Consider the following 16495-nt stretch of genomic DNA (forward strand, 5'->3'; position numbering starts at 1 on the left):
GGAAACCCAGGGTGAGCAAGCCTCTGCCGAAATATGCCTATGAGGATATGGAACCGGGAATGACCCTTCCCTTCGGTCCTCGTACGATCAGCAAGGAAGAAATCATCGAATTTGCCAGCGCGTTCGATCCGCAGCCCTTCCATCTGGATGAGGAAGCCGGCAAGGCGAGCGTGCTCGGCGGGCTGGCCGCGTCAGGCTGGCACACAGCCTCCCTCATCATGCGGCTGGTCTGCGATGCCTATCTGACCGATTCCACCTCACAGGGCGGTCCCGGCGTGGAATTTACGCGTTGGAAACGTCCTGTGCTGGCGGGCGATACGCTGAATGGCGTGACGACCATCAAGGACAAGCGCATTTCCAGATCGCGCCCGTCAATCGGGCTGGTAACGTTCCATCATGAACTGTTCAATCAGCGCGGCGAAAGCGTCTGCGAAATGCAGCATCCATGCATGATGCTGCGCCGTGACTACGATGCGGCTGCGGGAGATGCGTCATGAGTTTTCTGGAAGACAATCTCGGGAAAAACCTCGTCATCGGCAGCTATACGTTTACGCCTGAGGAAATCATCGAATTCGCGAGGAAATACGATCCGCAGCCGTTCCATCTGGATGCCGAAGCGGCAAGGAACAGCGTCTTCGGCGGGCTGTGCGCTTCCGGCTGGCATACGACGGCAGTGTTCATGAAGCTCAATGTCGCCTCCATCGTCCAGGCGACGAAGGATGCTCTGAAACGCGGTGAGACGCCGCCGACATTCGGCCCCTCGCCCGGCTTTGAAAACCTCAAATGGCCGAAGCCGGTCTATGCCGGGGATACGATCACCTACAAGCGCATGGTCCATGCCATCAGGCCGATGGCTTCCCGCCCCGGCTGGTCGATGCTGACGATGACGACGACCGCCCACAACCAGAATGGCGAAGAGGTATTGTCATTCGACAATGCAGCCATGGTGAAGCTGCCGCCAAAGGCCGATGTCTGAAACAACAAAGCCCGGAGCGATCCGGGCTTTTTCGTTCCTCAATCGCCCTCAAAGGCGACAAGCGTGCGAACCGGAACGCCGAGCGCTTCGAGCTTCTTGCGGCCCCCCAGATCCGGCAGATCGATGATGAAGCAGGCGGCAACGATTTCCGCGCCCATCTGAAGCAGAAGTTTCGCCGCCGCTTCCGCGGTTCCGCCTGTGGCGATCAGGTCGTCCACCAGAATGATCCGCTCGCCCTTTTCAATCGCGTCGCGGTGCATTTCCATTTCATCGATGCCGTATTCAAGGCTGTAGGCGATGCGCACCGTATCGCGCGGCAGCTTGCCCTTCTTGCGGATCGGCACGAAACCGGCGGAAAGCTGGTGCGCGATCGCGCCGCCCAGAATGAAACCGCGCGCCTCGATACCGGCCACCTTGTCGACCTTGTTGCCTGCATAGGGATAGACAAGTTCATCAACGGCGCGGCGGAACGCCTGCGCATCGCCCATGAGCGTCGTCACGTCGCGGAACTGGACACCCGGCTTCGGATAATCCGGAATGGTGCGGATCGCATCCTTCAAGCTGGCTTTAAATCCGGATTCCATTTTCCATCCTTTCAGTGGCCTGCGGGCCGGTATACTAATTATGGCAAAGCCGGGACCAAGCTCCTTTACACCCTCAAACGAGCAAAATGCAAAAGAAACCGCTCCTTTTAGCGAAGAACATTGCGGCGAAGCACGGACATTTTTATGGCTGAATTGTGGCGGCAAGCAAGGGCTCGCCATTTTTGGCAGCACAAAAAAATGGGCGCCCGTGGCGCCCATTTTCTAACATGAATTGGCCTGTCAGTGCTTCACGTCCGACCAGATCGAACGCTTGGCAACATAGACGAGACCCGCAAAGAGGATCAGGAAGATCATGACCCGGAAGCCGGTCCGCTTGCGTTCTTCCAGATGCGGTTCCGCGGCCCACATCAGGAAAGCTGAAACGTCGCGCGCATACTGGTCCACCGTTTCCGGCGAGCCATCGTCATAGGTGACCTGCTCGTCGCTGAGCGGCTTTGCCATTGCCAGCGACTTGCCGGCAATGAAGTACGGGTTGTAGTGCGTGCCTTCGGCGATCTGCATGCCGGCAGGCGGCTGTTCGTCAAAGCCGGTCAGCAGCGAATGGATATAGTCCGGGCCAGCTTCGTTATACTGCGTGAATACATCGAAGATGAACTGCGGAAAACCACGTTCCACCGCCCGCGCCTTGGCGATGAGCGAAAAGTCTGGCGGAGCGGCGCCATTGTTTGCCGCCGCAGCCGCAGCCGCGTTCGGATATGGCGACGGGAAGTGGTCGGTCGGAAGCGCCTTGCGGGTGAACATCTCGCCATCCGCGTTCGGGCCGTCCTCAACTTCATATTCGGCGGCAAGCGCCTTGACCTGTTCAGGCGAGTAACCGAGACCTTCCAGCGTGCGGAAGGCCACGAGGTTCATCGAATGACAGGCCGCGCAGACTTCCTTGTAGACCTTCAGGCCGCGCTGAAGCTGGCCCTTGTCATAGGTTCCGAACGGACCGGAGAAGCTCCACTTTTCCTGTTTCGGATGGTGGATCGGGAAATGTTCCGGCTCCGCGGCGTTACCGCCTTCCGCAGCCGAAGCGCCGCCCAGAGCTATCCCAAGCGCAACCAGCGGAGCAACACCGAAGGCAGCGAAGTTCTTGAGGATGTTTTTCATTGTGACGTCCTTCATCTCTCTCGCTGCTCAGCCTTTGATTTCCACAGGGGCAATCTCGGCCTTGCCGTTCTTCTCCAGAACCGCCTCGGTGATCGAGTTCGGCAAACGCTTCGGCGTTTCGATCAGGCCGATGACCGGCATGATGATGATGAAGAAGGCAAAGTAGTAGAGCGTGCCCAGCTGCGCCATGAAGACGTAGGAACCTTCCGCCGGACGCGAACCGAGCCAGCCGAGGAAGATGGCGTTGATCACGAACAGCCAGAAGAACAGCTTGAACCACGGACGATAGACAGCCGAACGAACCTTCGACGTATCGAGCCACGGTACGACGAAGAGGATGGCGATCGAGCCGAACATGGTCAGAACGCCGCCAAGCTTCGAATCGATCGGGCCGATGTTGAAGGTGATGGCGCGCAGCATCGCGTAGAACGGCAGGAAGTACCATTCCGGAACGATGTGAGCAGGCGTCTTGAGCGAATCGGCCGGGATATAGTTATCCGGATGGCCGAGGAAGTTCGGCATGTAGAAGATGAAATAGGCGAAGAACACGAAGAAGACGAGCGCGCCGAAAGCGTCCTTGATGGTCGCATATGGCGTGAACGGCACCGTATCGGTCTTGGACTTGACTTCAATGCCGGTCGGATTCGTCTGGCCCGTCACATGCAGCGCCCAGACGTGCAGGATAACGACACCCGCAATCATGAACGGCAGCAGATAGTGCAGCGAGAAGAAGCGGTTGAGCGTCGGATTGTCGACCGCAAAACCGCCGAGCAGCAGCTGCTGGATCGGTTCGCCGATGATCGGGAAAGCCGTGAAGAAGCCGGTGATGACCGTCGCGCCCCAGAAGGACATCTGGCCCCATGGCAGCACGTAGCCCATGAAGGCGGTTGCCATCATGAGAAGGAAGATCACCACGCCCAAAATCCACAGAAGCTCGCGCGGTGCCTTGTAGGAACCGTAATAGAGGCCGCGGGCAATATGGAGATAGACGGCAATGAAGAAGAAGGATGCACCGTTGGAGTGCATGTAGCGCAGCAGCCAGCCGGAGTTGACATCGCGCATGATCTTTTCGACGGAATTGAACGCAATGCCCGTATCCGCAGCATAATGCATTGCCAGCACGATGCCGGTAACGATCTGCGAAATGAGCATGAAGCTCAGGATGCCACCGAAGGTGTACATGTAGTTCAGGTTACGCGGCGTCGGATAGGCCACGAAGGAATCATAGACGAGACGCGGCAAGGGAAGCCGTTCGTCCACCCATTTTTCGATGCCGGTCTTCGGCGTGTATGTGGAGTGTCCACCACTCATGTCTTCTCTCCCCAAGACCTGTTAGCCGATCCTGATGACCGTATCGGAAGTGAACGCATATTGCGGGATGTGCATGTTTTCCGGCGCCGGGCCGCTGCGGATGCGACCGGCCGTGTCATAGGTCGAGCCATGGCATGGGCAGAACCAGCCGCCGAAGGAGCCGGATTCGCCGAGCGGCACGCAACCCAGATGAGTGCACACGCCGATCATCACCAGCCAGTTTTCCTTGCCTTCGCCTGCCGAGCGGGCGAGATCGGTCGCCTGCGCGTCCGAAGCGAGGTTGGCATTACGCGCGTTCGGATCCTTGAGATCGCCAAGAGCGGTCGCCTTGGCATCCTCGACTTCCTTGGCGGAGCGGTTACGGATGAAAACCGGCTTACCACGCCATTTAACAGTTAACGATGCTCCTTCCGTCAGGGACGAAACATCAACCTCGATGGACGCAGCCGCGAGTGTCGAAGCGTCCGGACGCATCTGGTCGATAAACGGCCAGGCCAGTCCGCCAACTCCGACGACACCGGCCATTCCCGTCGCAATATACAAAAAATCACGCCGTGTCGGCTCAGCCGTGTCGTGTGCGCTCACGTGCCAATTCCTTTTCAACCTGCATGTTCAATTGAACTCTCCCCTCGTCCTCTTTTGCACTTGCGCAAAAGTAGTCCCGCAAGTGCTCACAGGACGAAATTCCCTCCATTTCACTTTCCGGTTTATGCGTGTAAAAAACGCTTGTCCAGACACCAAGCCCTTATGACGGCACGATGTCGCAGGCGAATTTGCCTGCCCAATTCAGGGAATGCTCAGTAAAGCTGCAGCGGTGGAAAGCTTTCAACTTTCCCTGTTCTGCCCTATGAAACCGCCCGACTGGCGGGCCCAAAGTCCCGCATAGATGCCGCCGCGGGCGATAAGTTCGTCATGCGTGCCTTCCTCGACAATGCGGCCCTGATCCATCACGACGAGCCGATCGAGCGCTGCAATGGTGGAAAGGCGATGGGCAATGGCAATCACGGTCTTTCCGTCCATCAGGCGTTTCAGGTTTTCCTGAATGGAGGCTTCAACTTCCGAATCGAGTGCCGATGTCGCCTCGTCGAGGATCAGGATCGGCGCGTCCTTGAGGATGGCGCGCGCGATGGCGATGCGCTGGCGCTGTCCGCCCGAAAGCTTGACGCCGCGCTCGCCCACGAAGGCATCGAAAGAGCGGCGCCCCTGCAAATCTTCCAGATTGGCGATGAAGCCGTCTGCCTCGGCCTGCCGCGCCGCCTGCAGCAATTCCTCGTCGGTCGCATCGTCCCGCGCCAGCATGATGTTGTCGCGCAGCGACCTGTGCAGCAACGCGGTCTCCTGACTGACGACCGCAACCGCCCGGCGCAGCGATGTCTGCGTCACGTCGCGGATGTCCTGCCCATCGACCAGAATAGAGCCTTTCTCGACATCGTAGAGACGCAGGATGAGATTGACCAGCGTGGACTTGCCCGCACCGGAATGGCCGACAAGACCGACCCGCTCGCCGCCGCGCACCGTCAGGTTGATATTGTCGAGAACGCCTGCGGCCTTGCCGTAGTGAAAGGTGACGTTGCGAACATCGATGCGCGCCTCGGTCACCTGCAAGGGTTTGGCGTCGGGCCGGTCTTCCAGACCGAGCGGCGCGGAAACCAGCCGCATGGAATTTTCGATGAGTCCGAGCTGGCGCAACATGCCGTTCAACTGCATCATCAGACGCCCCAGCAGCATGTTGAGGCGCAGCACGAGCCCGAGCGTGAACGACACCTGCCCGACCGTGATGGCATTGCGCGTCCACAGATCGATGGCAATCGCCGCAACCGTCACGATCATCAGGCCCGAAAGTGCCGTAAGCGACACGCGAACACCGGTGAGCGAGCGCATGAACGGGAGGATCGCACCCAAATAGCGCTCGAAACCGTCGCGCAGATAGCGCTCATCGTCATCAGCGGTATTGAGCTTGATCGTCTGGATATTGGAATAGCTATCGACAATGCGACCATTGATCATCGAACCGGCCTCTGCGGAAGCCTCGGCATTTTTTCGGATGCGCGGCAGATAACGCCGGGCAATTAAGCAGAAAGCCATTATCCAGAGGACGACGGCCGCCGCCAGTCGCCAGTCAAGCCGCCCCACCAAAAACAGTGTAGTAATGCTGTAGATCGCCATGAACCAGACGACCTGAATGAGGCTTTCAATGAGATCGCCTGCCGCTTGTCCTGCCTGCCAAACCTTGGTGGCAATGCGCCCGGCAAAATCATTCTGGAAGAAGGCGTAGGACTGGCGCAGCACATAGGAATTCGCCTGCCAGCGGATCATGTTGTAGAAGCCCGGCGATAGAGTCTGGTCTTCCAGCAGCGTGTTGATCGCCGTCACGACGAGGCGGATGACAAGGACTGTGATTCCCATGAACAGGAGTTCAGGTCCTGCGGCCTGCAAAAGCGCCGACCAGCTTCGCTCGACGCCGCCCTTGCCCGCCTGATCCAGAATATCGACCAGCCTGCCGGTGAAGTAGAACAGGCCCGCCTCGACCAGCGGCAGCAATCCGCCGACGACAAGGGAAGCCGCCAGCGGCCATTTGGCCTGCCGCGCATAATGCCACAGAAAGCCGAGCGTGGTTGAAGGCGGTCTCAGCCTGTCCGGTTCACGAAAGGGATCGACCCAACGTTCGAACAGGCTGTAAACCGCTTTCATCAATGGCTCTGTCCTTATTTTACCAGCATATCCTCGGTATTTTCATCGAAGCCGAGGAAGCCGCCGGACTGGCGGGCCCATAGACTTGCATAAATGCCGCCGAGCGCCACGAGTTCCTCATGCGTGCCGTCTTCGACGATGCGCCCCTTGTCCATCACCACGAGGCGGTCAAGCGCCGCGATGGTGGAAAGGCGGTGCGCGATGGCGATCACGGTCTTGCCTTCCATCAGCGTGTTGAGGCTGTCCTGAATGGCCGCCTCCACCTCGGAATCGAGCGCCGAGGTGGCTTCGTCCAGAATGAGGATCGGCGCATCCTTCAGCATCACGCGCGCAATGGCGATGCGCTGTCGCTGCCCGCCCGAAAGCTTGACGCCGCGTTCGCCGACATGGGCATCGAGCCCCTGCCGTCCCTTCGGGTCGGTCAGCAGCGGAATGAACTGGTCGGCCTGCGCGAGACGGATCGCCTGCTGGAGCATTTCCTCGGTCGCGTCCGGTCGCCCATACATGATGTTCTCGCGGACAGAACGGTGCAGAAGCGACGTGTCCTGCGTGACCATGCCGATATTGGCGCGCAGCGAATCCTGCGTGACTTTGGAAATATCCTGCCCGTCGATCAGGATGCGGCCCTTCTCCAGATCGTAGAAACGCAGCAGCAGATTGACCAGCGTCGATTTACCGGCACCGGAACGCCCGACCAATCCCACTTTCTGGCCCGGCTTGATGGTGAGCGTGAGGTTTTCGATAACCCCCTTGCCCTTGCCGTAGTGGAAGCCGATCCTGTCGAAGTCGAGCTCGCCTTTGGTCACCTGCAAGGCCGGGGCGTTGGGAACGTCCACAACCTCATGCGAGCGCGCAATCGTGGTGATGCCGTCTTCCACCGTGCCGATATTCTCGAACAGCGCCGACATTTCCCACATGATCCACTGCGACATGCCGTTGAGGCGCAGCACAAGGCCGATGCCGACCGCAACCGCGCCCACGGAGATCGCCTCGTTCATCCAGAGCTGGATGCCGATTGCGCCCACCGCGAACAGCAGGATGCAGTTCGCCATATAGAGCGTGAAATGGAACATCGTGATGAGACGCATCTGCCGGTGCACGGTGCCGAGGAAGCCGTCGAGGCTCTCACGCACATAGGATTCCTCGCGGCTTGAATGCGAGAAAAGCTTCACCGTCGCGATATTGGTGTAGCTGTCGACGATGCGGCCCGTCATCAGGGAGCGGGCATCGGCCTGCTGTTCCGAAACCACCCGCAGGCGCGGGATGAAGAAACGCAGCAACAGGATGTAGACTATAAGCCAGACGGCAAACGGGATCATCAGGACCAGATCCGCGGACGCCGCGATGAACAGCGTGCCCGCGAAATAGACGATGACATAGTTGAGCACGTCCAGAAGCTTCATCACCGTTTCACGAACGGCAAGAGCGGTCTGCATCAGCTTGGTGGAGATGCGCCCGGCAAACTCGTCCTGGAAGAACGCCATCGACTGGCGGATCAGGTAACGATGCATCAGCCAGCGCACGCGCATCGGATAATTGCCGAGCAATGTCTGGTGGATGAGCAGCGAATGGATCAGCACCACGCCCGGCAGGCCGATCAGGACGACGCCCGCGATCAAAGCGAGCCGCCAGCCTTCATTGCTGAGGAAAGTCTCGCGCGACTGGTGCGACAGCCAGTCGACAATATTACCCATGAAGGCAAAGAGCGACACTTCGATCACGGCAATCAGCGTCGTGAAAATTGCCATGCCGACGATCCACGGCCATGCGCCGCGGGTATAATAAAGGCAAAAGGCTACCAGTCCGCGCGGGGGTTCGCGCGGCGGTTCTTCGGGATAGGCTTCGAGTCGTTTTTCAAACCATCTGAACATGGCGATCCTTTTACGGGCACCTTGCAGAATTTCCAAGACGGGACAGGAACAAAACAGGAATATTTTCACGTGGCGAGAACGTTTTTTCTTGCCGGCACTATTCCCGCTTACTGATATGTTGACGTTGGAGACCCAATCACGCTCAACGCTTGCAGCCATCCGATTTGTAAGCTACCCGCATCATATGGAACTGCGCGTCGCACTTTACCAGCCCGACATTCCCGGCAATACGGGAACCATCCTGCGAATGGCCGCTTGCCTTGGCTTCGCGGTCGACCTGATCGAGCCTGCCGGATTCGACGTCTCCGATCGCTCCCTGAAACGCGCCGGGATGGATTATCTGGAACAGGCAGCCCTCACCCGCCACGCGGACTGGCAGCATTTCGAGAACTGGCGCCAGCAGGCAGGCCGCCGCATCGTGCTGCTATCCACCAAGGCGGCGGTTCCCTATACGGATTACCAGTTTCAGGAAAATGACATTCTGCTCTTCGGCCGCGAGTCGTCGGGCGTTCCCGACACGGTGCACGATGCCGCCGATGCGCGGCTTCTGATCCCGATGATGCCCGGCGCGCGCTCGCTAAATCTTGCGATTTCGGTCGCGATGACGACGGGCGAAGCTCTCAGGCAAAGGAAAAGCCTCGCGAAATGACCGGATTCGCGAAGCGCAGCATCTCCTATCCGGTCTGAAAGGCCCGCTTCTCCCATGAACCTGTCCATGCGCACCGTCGCTCTCGCCGCTTCTGCCGCTTGCCTGCTGGCTAGCGCCCCGGCTTTCGCCAAGGAACCCGAAACCATCAAGCCGAAGGTGATGGTCATCACCATGTTCGGCGAGGAAGCCAAGCCATGGCTTGACGGCGAAAAATTCACGCACAAGATCAAGCTGCCGGGCCTCAATCCCGAATATCCGGAAATCGATTGCACCGCCGAAGGGCTTTGCCACATGACGACGGCCATGGGCTTCGCCAATGCTGCAAGCTCGGTTTCCGCCATGGCGCTGAGCGACAGGTTCGATCTCAGCCACACCTATTTCCTGATCGCAGGCATTGCCGGTGTCGACCCGAAGCAGGGCACGCTCGGTTCCGCACATTGGGCAAAATATGCCATCGACGCCAATCTGAACCATCGCATCGACATTCGGGAAGCGCCGGAAGGCTGGCCCACGGACTTCTTCGGCCTCGGTGCTGCGAAACCCGGCGAAAAGCCGAAATGGGCCGCTGGCACGGAAGTCTTCGAGCTGAACGGCAAGCTTGCCGAATACGCTCTGGCAACGACAAAGGACGTTGAACTTCTCGATAGCGACGCGGCGAAGGAATATCGCAAGCACTATACTGACGAAGCGGCAACCGGCGCGCCGAAGGTCACCATCTGCGACACGGCTTCGGGCGATACCTACTGGCACGGCGCGAAGCTCGGCGAAGCCATGGCCGAATGGTCGAAGCTTCTGACCGACGGCAAGGCGGACTATTGCACCTCGCAGATGGAAGACAATGCCACGCTGACGTCGCTGAAGCGCGCCGCCGAAGCTGGCAAGCTCGATTTCGACCGCATCGCGCTCTTGCGCACCGCGTCGAATTTCGACCGTCAGGGCAAGGACCAGACGGCGGCGGAATCGCTTGCCGCGAATTCTGGCGGCTTCCCGCTCGCCACGACCAACGCCTATCGCGTCGGCAAGGCCTATGCCGACAGCATCATCCGGAACTGGAAGGCATGGGAAAAGGCACCGCAGACCGCAGCGCAATAAGCCTGTAATGGAATAACGATTCAAAAAGCGAAGGCACCCCGCGGGGTGCCTTTTCTGCTTGCTAATCTGAATCGCATTTCAAGGCCTTGGCCATCGTGATTGAAGCACTGCTCAATCCGCGGTTGCCAGCCGGCGCATGGTGAACTCGATCACATCGTCGGGGCGCTCGCACCAGCTTTCAATCTCGGTCCAGTAGGCTGCTTTGGGGAATGTCTCAAACCATTCACGCGCCTTTTCGCGCGCCGCCAGCCTCGGCAGGGTGAATGTCTCGCGCACGAAGCCATCGCGCGGCATCCGGCTTTTCGTGCTTTGCTTCGCGCTTTTCTGGGCGCGGCTTTTCTCAAGCTGCCTGCGCAGTCCGTCAAGCGGTGGACGGGGCGGTGTTGCTGCCATGCGGGGGGCCCTTCCCGGCACTTCCAAACCTCAGGTAGAGAAAGATAGGGGAGCAGGGTCGCAAAGACGAGTCTTTTCTTGGGGAGAGCGTCGATACCGGCCTGCGATCAGGCGCTTCACGCTTTGCGCCGGTCGCAGACTTTGGTAAGTCAGGCAACAATAGTTCATCAATTTAACCTTGGCTGCGCGATATTGCCGAGCAATCCGGCGGATGCGCCGGAAGGACACGAAAATGCAACGCGACGAGATTCCGGCCATCATTCCGGCAGACATCGAAGAGAAGAAGCAGGCGGCACAACGCTGGTTCGAGGAATTGCGCGACCGTATCTGCGCAAGCTACGAACAACTTGAAGATGAATTGCAGGGCCCGCTTTCCGATCGCGAACCCGGGCGCTTCGTCCGCACGCCATGGCAGAAGGATGACGGCAAGGGCGGCGGCGGCGTCATGTCGATCATGCATGGCCGCGTCTTTGAAAAGGTCGGCGTCCATGTCTCGACGGTCTATGGCGAATTCTCGCCGGAATTCCGCAAGCAGATTCCCGGAGCCGAGGAAGACCCGCGCTATTGGGCGAGCGGCATTTCGCTGATCGCGCATCCGCAGAACCCGAACGTGCCAGCGGTCCACATGAACACGCGCATGGTCGTGACCACGCGCCAGTGGTTCGGCGGCGGGGCCGACCTGACGCCGGTGCTTGATCGGCGCCGCACGCAGGACGATCCCGACACGCTGGCCTTCCACAAGGCTTTCCGTTTCATCTGCGACAAGCACAAGGATATTGTCGACTACCAGCGCGTGAAGGACTGGTGCGACGAGTATTTCTTCCTGCCGCATCGCAACGAGCCGCGCGGCATTGGCGGCATTTTCTATGACTGGCTGCACTCACCGGAAGAAAAGGGCGGCTGGGATGCTGATTTTGCCTTCACCCGTGATGTGGGGCGCGGCTTCTCCGTTGTCTATCCGCATCTGGTGCGCCAGAACTTCAACAAGGACTGGACCGACGCCGACCGAAACGAGCAGCTCATCCGCCGTGGCCGCTATGTCGAGTTCAACCTGCTTTATGATCGGGGCACGATCTTTGGCCTCAAGACCGGCGGCAATGTGAATTCCATCCTGTCGTCCATGCCGCCCGTGGTGAAGTGGCCGTAAGGCATTGAAAAAGAGCCGGTTTTCCGGCCCTTTGTTTTATACGTCGAATGCCTTGTCAAAAGCGACGTCACCTTCCGGAATGTCCGGCCCGAAGGGCAGACACTGGAAATATTCCGGAGGCACGCCCGGCAGTTTCAGCCGCTGATCGGCCTTGAAGCCGAAGCGCCCGTAATAGCCGGGATCCCCCAGAAGGACGCAGCCTTTCGCGCCCGCCGCTCGCAATAAGGCAAGGCCCTCGCGGATAAGCTTGCCGCCTATCCCCTCGCCCTGCCGGTCCGGGCTGACCGAAACGGGACCAAGCCCGTACCAGCCTTTATCCTCACCGCCGATCTGAACCGGCGAGAAAGCGACATGGCCGAGAACCTGCCCGTCCTCTTCGGCAACCAGCGACAGGGTGAGCGCCTTTGCAGCGCGAAGCGCATCGACGATCTCCCCCTCCTTCTGGTTGCTGTAGGCCACGGTGCGGAATGCCTCGTCCGTCAGGCGACGGATTTCGGCGGCATCTTGCGGCATCTCCTTGCGAATATGCATGATGCCCTCCTTCACCGGTTGTTGAGCTGAGCACGAACATTTTCGCGCCCTTTGAACGAGATGCGATAAGGACTGCCCATGCGGGATTCGATGAGCCGCTTGCGGCGCAATTGCTGGAAAATCGCCATCGTGCAATCGGAAAGCAGATAGCCTTCGCGGGTATAGCATTCGATTTCGCAGATACGCCCGTTTTCGCGCAGATGGCGGATGTAGCCGCCCTGCGCCAGCACGTGCAATACGCGCTGTTCCATGCGTGAGATATTCATTGTTGTTCATGCCTGGATGGAAACCATGACAAGCATCAGCCTTCGCGGACAGCCTGCACCGTCCACGGCCAATGCCGTTTCCGTCCCTGGACCTGCCTGTCAGGCGCGCTCAGCACCCGTCATTCGCAGTTTCGTCCGGAACGCTCAAAGGCTTCCTACAATCTCCAGCATCAACAATTCCTCTTCCAGAGGTCAAAAACAGGAGGGCTATAACCCTCCTGCTCATTTACAAGCACGGAATCCCGGTGTCAAACCGTTCAGGATTTCGGCTGGTTACGCAGCTTTTCAGCTTCCGCGTAGAACTTCTTTTCCCACTCATTGTGGTTGTCCAGCCCTTCCTTGATGAAGGGCGTGAAGATGGCGAGGTTCATCAGGCACCAATTGATGAACCGGGCCGGGAACTTCAGCGGCTTCACGAAATCGACGAAAAGGACCACCCGCGTCTTGTCGGTGTGGTTCCACGCCTCATGCTCATAGGCATCGTCGAAGATCAGAACCTTGCCTTCCTGCCAATGACAGACCTGTTTGTCCACGCGGATGGCAAGCTTGTCGTTCGGCTCCGGCACGATGAGACCGAGATGCAGGCGCAGCACGCCATTATAAGGACCGCGATGCGGCGGCAGGTGCTTGCCCGGCTCGAAGATTGAGAACATCGCCGTGGTCAGGCCGGGGATCTTGTTGACGATCCGCCAGGTTTCCGGGCAGGCCTTGATGTTCTGTTCCGACTTCACACCGAAACCGAGCAGGAAGAACGTCTTCCAGCGATTGTCGGTCGAGATCGTCTTCACATCGGTCGAAATATCCTGAAAGGAAGGCAGTTCGCTCTGGCGCAGGAGAATCGTGTCCAGTTCCTTGCGGATGGCGGGCCATTCCTTCTCGATTTCCGCCGCCCATGGAAAGGTTGCATTGTCATAGACGGGCGGATTGCCGAGCTTGGCATATTTCAAATTGAGACCTTCGGCCCAGGATACGATACCCATGAAAAAACGGGTAATCCGGCTTGGCCGGTCCATCGCGGCGATGCCTTCCGTGCCAAACTTCTGCTTCGGATCGGTCGCTGCCTTGTCTTGTATCGATGTATCGGGATTGGACATCTCACGCTCTTTCAGAATGACGCTGAAACTTCCCAGCCATAAATGAATGAAACTATAGCGAAAATTTGCCGACAAGAGGTCAGCTGTTCATTTTCACGGCATTTCCAACAAAAGCGGGACACGGTTTTGTGTTCGGAAATGCCGGAGGAAAATAGTCAGGGCACAAATGCCCTAACCGCGGTCAAGTTTGTCCAGAAGCGCGGCCCGGTCAAGGCTGAAACCGGAGTCTATCCAGAAAGTTTCAAGGGACCGCAATACCTCGCCGAGCCCCGGCCCCTTCTCGATGCCCAGCGCCAGAAGATCGCTGCCCGTGACGGGAAAGACCGGCGCATCGTAGCGTTCGGCAGCGTCCAGAAGACGCGCGAAACCACCGGCGCGGATCATGGCATCGTCGCTGCCTGCGGCATCGGCCCGCGCCGCGGCATAGGCGAGACGAATGCGGTCGAGTACGGCCTGCTTGCTGCCGCGATAGATGGTCTTCTTCAATGCCTGTTCGGAAAGCTCCGGCTTGACCGCATCGGCGCGCGCCCAGGCTTCAAGGCGCGCCCTTTCCGCGTTGGACATTTTGAGCCGCTTGCCCATTTCTTCCATCCGCACGCTATCGGGCGGAACAATGCTTGCGAGCCGCAAAAGCGGATCAGCCTGCCAGCCAAGGTCGGCCTCGGTGCGCACCAGCCCATGAATGGCGTCGATACCCCATTTCTCGCTTTCCGGCAGGATCAGATTCAGCACTCCGCCCTGCCGCATCCACAAAAGCGCGCGCGACGGATCGGGCGCGGACAGCAACTTCTTCAGTTCCGCCCAGACCCGTTCGGCGGAAAGCTGCGCAAGGCCGTCTTTCAGCCGCGCGCTGGCCCGCAAGCCGTCAGCCTCAGGCCGTCCCGAACCATACCAGGCGAAGAAGCGGAAAAAGCGCAAGATTCGCAGATAATCCTCGCGAATGCGCTGTTCCGCATCGCCGATGAAGCGCAAAGTCCGGCTTTCAATATCGGCAAGACCGCCAACGTCGTCGATAATCGTGCCGTCAGCCGTCATGTAAAGCGCGTTGATGGTAAAATCGCGCCGTTCCGCGTCAGCCTTCCAGTCGGTCCCGAAAGCCACTTTCGCATGACGGCCATCCGTCTCCACATCCTGCCGCAGCGTCGTTACCTCGAACGGATGCCCCTGCACGACGACCGTGATCGTGCCATGCTCGATGCCAGTCGGCACCGGCTTGAAACCGGCCTCCTTCGCAAGCCTCACCGTCTCTTGCGGCAGATGCGTCGTCGCCAGATCGACATCGCTCACCTTGCTGCCAAGCAGCGTGTTGCGCACTGCGCCGCCGACCACGCGTGCCTCGCCGCCATCGCGGTTCAGCGCCTTGAACAGGGCCTGCAAGGGCTTTGCCTTCAGCCAGTCCGCCTTGCCGGAAATATTGATGGTCTCGCTCAAACGTAGAGCCTTTCATAAAGTCCGCGAATGATACCGGCGGTTGCCCCCCAGATGAATCGCTCGTGATAGGGCATGGCGTAATAGAAGCGTTCCTTGCCGTTGAACATCCTGCTTTCGCGGCGATGGTTCTGCGGGTTCATCAGGAAGGAAAGCGGCACCTCGAAAATATCGGCCACTTCGTCGGGGTTGGGATGCAGGTCGAACGGCGTCTTCACCACCGCCAGAATGGGCGTGATCGAAAAGCCGCTGCCGGTGAGATAGCGCGGCAGATTGCCGATGATCTCGGCGCGATCCGCCGCAAGCCCGATTTCCTCATTGGCCTCGCGCAGTGCCGCCCGTTCCGCCGTGCCGTCCTCCGGGTCGATTGCACCGCCCGGAAAGGCGATCTGGCCGGAATGCTTGCGCAATGTGTCGGTGCGCTGCGTCAGAAGCAGCGTGGCTTCCGACCCCCGATCCACCACCGGCACCAGCACGGCGGCATCGCGCATCTTCGCGGTCACCATGGCCTGCGTGAAATCCGGATTGAGCGAATGGTCGCCGGTTACCGCATCATGATCGGGACGCCAGTGCCGGACCCGCTCGGCAAAGTCACCGGCTGAAAAGTCAGGGAATGCATTCATTGCAGCGCCGCCTCCAGCGCATCGGACGCCATGATCGGAAACACCACGCCGCCGGAGCGGACGGCAAATGTCGGCACGCCGTCGATTTCGATTTCCTCGCCCAGCGCCACCAGATCATACATGACCGAACGGGCAATCAGCGCCTCCAGCCGTCCGCGCACCAGCACATAAGGCTTGAGGCCACCGCTTTCCCGCTCGACCACGAAGCGGAGCGGATGCTCTGCATCGGCGGTCACCACGTCACCCACATTGGTGCGGAAGGTCAGCGCCTGCGTCTCGCCTTCGCCGGAAACATCCATCTCGACGGCAATGAAATGGGCGTCTTCCACGCGGATGCCGACTTTTTCCACCGGCGTGACCAGATAGGTCTTGCCGTCCTCATCCTTGCGCAGCACGGTCGAGAACAGCCGCACAAGCTGTTTGCGGCCAATCGGCGTGCCCATGTAGAACCATGTGCCATCCGCCTTGATTTCCATGTCGAGATCGCCGCAAAACTCCGGGTTCCACCGCTCGACGGGCGGAATCCCCCGCTCTTTCGTCGCCGGTCCGCTTTGCGCATCGGCATGGGCGCGCGCGATCAGGGCTTCCAGCCCGCCGGTCGTCCCAGCGTTCCGTATCGAATCTTGCGGCGTGTCCTTGCCTTCAGGGGTGCTTTTTATCATCCGACTCGGTTATTCCTGCTCGAATGTGTTTAATATGCTGGAAGTCATGAAATAGTCACCGTTT

At 59.3% G+C, this 16495-nt stretch carries 18 protein-coding genes; 5 read left to right on the forward strand and 13 right to left on the reverse strand.

Annotated elements, in window-relative coordinates:
* The first annotated feature begins 11 nt into the window (after nucleotides 1–11).
* A complete protein-coding gene (locus F9K78_RS01345) occupies nucleotides 12–497 on the forward strand; it encodes a MaoC family dehydratase (RefSeq protein ID WP_121985971.1) in 486 nt (161 codons plus the stop codon).
* On the forward strand, nucleotides 494–976 hold the full coding sequence (locus tag F9K78_RS01350; protein ID WP_121985970.1) for a MaoC family dehydratase: 483 nt from the start codon (nucleotides 494–496) through the stop codon (nucleotides 974–976). The genes F9K78_RS01345 and F9K78_RS01350 overlap by 4 nt, the downstream gene beginning before the upstream one ends.
* 38 nt (nucleotides 977–1014) lie before the next feature.
* On the opposite strand, the gene F9K78_RS01355 is transcribed toward F9K78_RS01350, so the two are convergent.
* The 6 genes from F9K78_RS01355 to F9K78_RS01380 form a co-directional block, all read right to left on the reverse strand.
* Nucleotides 1015–1560, reverse strand: a complete 546-nt coding sequence (locus F9K78_RS01355; RefSeq protein ID WP_121982466.1) for an adenine phosphoribosyltransferase — start codon at nucleotides 1558–1560, stop codon at nucleotides 1015–1017.
* A 240-nt stretch (nucleotides 1561–1800) separates the two neighbouring features.
* Nucleotides 1801–2673: a cytochrome c1 gene (locus F9K78_RS01360; protein ID WP_174813504.1), complete on the reverse strand. Its 873-nt coding sequence runs from the start codon at nucleotides 2671–2673 to the stop codon at nucleotides 1801–1803.
* A gap of 27 nt (nucleotides 2674–2700) precedes the next feature.
* Entirely contained in the window at nucleotides 2701–3984 is a 1284-nt protein-coding gene (locus tag F9K78_RS01365) for a cytochrome b (RefSeq protein ID WP_121982468.1), read from the reverse strand.
* A gap of 21 nt (nucleotides 3985–4005) precedes the next feature.
* Nucleotides 4006–4569 (reverse strand): ubiquinol-cytochrome c reductase iron-sulfur subunit, encoded by a 564-nt coding sequence (gene petA, locus F9K78_RS01370; protein ID WP_121982469.1) that lies wholly within the window; start codon nucleotides 4567–4569, stop codon nucleotides 4006–4008.
* Between the two features lie 240 nt (nucleotides 4570–4809).
* Nucleotides 4810–6675: an ABC transporter ATP-binding protein gene (locus tag F9K78_RS01375; protein WP_121985969.1), complete on the reverse strand. Its 1866-nt coding sequence runs from the start codon at nucleotides 6673–6675 to the stop codon at nucleotides 4810–4812.
* Nucleotides 6676–6689: 14 nt separating this feature from the next.
* On the reverse strand, nucleotides 6690–8546 hold the full coding sequence (locus F9K78_RS01380; protein WP_121985968.1) for an ABC transporter ATP-binding protein: 1857 nt from the start codon (nucleotides 8544–8546) through the stop codon (nucleotides 6690–6692).
* A 184-nt stretch (nucleotides 8547–8730) separates the two neighbouring features.
* On the opposite strand from F9K78_RS01380, the gene F9K78_RS01385 reads away from it, so the two are divergent.
* The gene (locus F9K78_RS01385) at nucleotides 8731–9195 is read left to right on the forward strand and encodes a tRNA (cytidine(34)-2'-O)-methyltransferase (protein ID WP_121982472.1); all 465 of its coding nucleotides are present in this window, start codon (nucleotides 8731–8733) and stop codon (nucleotides 9193–9195) included.
* Between the two features lie 54 nt (nucleotides 9196–9249).
* Nucleotides 9250–10287, forward strand: a complete 1038-nt coding sequence (locus tag F9K78_RS01390; RefSeq protein ID WP_121985967.1) for a purine-nucleoside phosphorylase — start codon at nucleotides 9250–9252, stop codon at nucleotides 10285–10287.
* 111 nt (nucleotides 10288–10398) lie between these two features.
* On the opposite strand, the gene F9K78_RS01395 is transcribed toward F9K78_RS01390, so the two are convergent.
* Nucleotides 10399–10680 carry a hypothetical protein gene (locus F9K78_RS01395; RefSeq protein WP_121982474.1) on the reverse strand — a complete coding sequence of 94 codons (282 nt, stop codon included), beginning with the start codon at nucleotides 10678–10680 and terminating at the stop codon, nucleotides 10399–10401.
* A 232-nt stretch (nucleotides 10681–10912) separates the two neighbouring features.
* Between F9K78_RS01395 and hemF the strand changes: the two genes are divergently transcribed.
* Entirely contained in the window at nucleotides 10913–11827 is a 915-nt protein-coding gene (gene hemF, locus F9K78_RS01400) for an oxygen-dependent coproporphyrinogen oxidase (protein ID WP_121982475.1), read from the forward strand.
* Between the two features lie 36 nt (nucleotides 11828–11863).
* On the opposite strand, the gene F9K78_RS01405 is transcribed toward hemF, so the two are convergent.
* From F9K78_RS01405 to F9K78_RS01430, 6 genes are all read right to left on the reverse strand, one after another.
* Complete coding sequence (locus F9K78_RS01405; RefSeq protein ID WP_121986039.1) at nucleotides 11864–12358, reverse strand: GNAT family N-acetyltransferase; 495 nt, start codon at nucleotides 12356–12358, stop codon at nucleotides 11864–11866.
* A gap of 11 nt (nucleotides 12359–12369) precedes the next feature.
* Nucleotides 12370–12624 (reverse strand): YjhX family toxin, encoded by a 255-nt coding sequence (locus F9K78_RS01410; RefSeq protein WP_121982476.1) that lies wholly within the window; start codon nucleotides 12622–12624, stop codon nucleotides 12370–12372.
* Nucleotides 12625–12881: 257 nt separating this feature from the next.
* Nucleotides 12882–13718: an ornithine lipid ester-linked acyl 2-hydroxylase OlsC gene (gene olsC / locus F9K78_RS01415; RefSeq protein ID WP_121982487.1), complete on the reverse strand. Its 837-nt coding sequence runs from the start codon at nucleotides 13716–13718 to the stop codon at nucleotides 12882–12884.
* A 171-nt stretch (nucleotides 13719–13889) separates the two neighbouring features.
* Nucleotides 13890–15149, reverse strand: a complete 1260-nt coding sequence (locus F9K78_RS01420; protein WP_121985966.1) for a CCA tRNA nucleotidyltransferase — start codon at nucleotides 15147–15149, stop codon at nucleotides 13890–13892.
* Complete coding sequence (locus tag F9K78_RS01425; RefSeq protein ID WP_121985965.1) at nucleotides 15146–15769, reverse strand: CoA pyrophosphatase; 624 nt, start codon at nucleotides 15767–15769, stop codon at nucleotides 15146–15148. Before F9K78_RS01425 ends, F9K78_RS01420 begins: the two co-directional genes overlap by 4 nt.
* The gene (locus F9K78_RS01430) at nucleotides 15766–16431 is read right to left on the reverse strand and encodes a DUF1285 domain-containing protein (protein ID WP_121985964.1); all 666 of its coding nucleotides are present in this window, start codon (nucleotides 16429–16431) and stop codon (nucleotides 15766–15768) included. The genes F9K78_RS01425 and F9K78_RS01430 overlap by 4 nt, the downstream gene beginning before the upstream one ends.
* Between the last annotated feature and the right edge of the window lie 64 nt (nucleotides 16432–16495).

Origin of the sequence: Brucella pseudintermedia, assembly GCF_008932435.1 — a bacterium.
Taxonomy (GTDB): Bacteria; Pseudomonadota; Alphaproteobacteria; order Rhizobiales; family Rhizobiaceae; genus Brucella; species Brucella pseudintermedia.

Excerpts from the sequence above, each read along its gene's own strand:
- F9K78_RS01405 (WP_121986039.1), bottom strand. The coding sequence starts at position 12,358 with ATGCATATTCGCAAGGAGATGCCGCAAGATGCCGCCGAAATCCGTCGC.
- F9K78_RS01395 (WP_121982474.1), bottom strand. The coding sequence starts at position 10,680 with ATGGCAGCAACACCGCCCCGTCCACCGCTTGACGGACTGCGCAGGCAG.
- F9K78_RS01350 (WP_121985970.1), top strand. The coding sequence starts at position 494 with ATGAGTTTTCTGGAAGACAATCTCGGGAAAAACCTCGTCATCGGCAGC.
- hemF (WP_121982475.1), top strand. The coding sequence starts at position 10,913 with ATGCAACGCGACGAGATTCCGGCCATCATTCCGGCAGACATCGAAGAG.
- F9K78_RS01355 (WP_121982466.1), bottom strand. The coding sequence starts at position 1,560 with ATGGAATCCGGATTTAAAGCCAGCTTGAAGGATGCGATCCGCACCATT.
- F9K78_RS01385 (WP_121982472.1), top strand. The coding sequence starts at position 8,731 with ATGGAACTGCGCGTCGCACTTTACCAGCCCGACATTCCCGGCAATACG.
- F9K78_RS01390 (WP_121985967.1), top strand. The coding sequence starts at position 9,250 with ATGAACCTGTCCATGCGCACCGTCGCTCTCGCCGCTTCTGCCGCTTGC.
- F9K78_RS01425 (WP_121985965.1), bottom strand. The coding sequence starts at position 15,769 with ATGAATGCATTCCCTGACTTTTCAGCCGGTGACTTTGCCGAGCGGGTC.
- F9K78_RS01430 (WP_121985964.1), bottom strand. The coding sequence starts at position 16,431 with ATGATAAAAAGCACCCCTGAAGGCAAGGACACGCCGCAAGATTCGATA.
- F9K78_RS01360 (WP_174813504.1), bottom strand. The coding sequence starts at position 2,673 with ATGAAAAACATCCTCAAGAACTTCGCTGCCTTCGGTGTTGCTCCGCTG.
- F9K78_RS01380 (WP_121985968.1), bottom strand. The coding sequence starts at position 8,546 with ATGTTCAGATGGTTTGAAAAACGACTCGAAGCCTATCCCGAAGAACCG.
- F9K78_RS01375 (WP_121985969.1), bottom strand. The coding sequence starts at position 6,675 with ATGAAAGCGGTTTACAGCCTGTTCGAACGTTGGGTCGATCCCTTTCGT.
- F9K78_RS01410 (WP_121982476.1), bottom strand. The coding sequence starts at position 12,624 with ATGAATATCTCACGCATGGAACAGCGCGTATTGCACGTGCTGGCGCAG.
- F9K78_RS01365 (WP_121982468.1), bottom strand. The coding sequence starts at position 3,984 with ATGAGTGGTGGACACTCCACATACACGCCGAAGACCGGCATCGAAAAA.
- olsC (WP_121982487.1), bottom strand. The coding sequence starts at position 13,718 with ATGTCCAATCCCGATACATCGATACAAGACAAGGCAGCGACCGATCCG.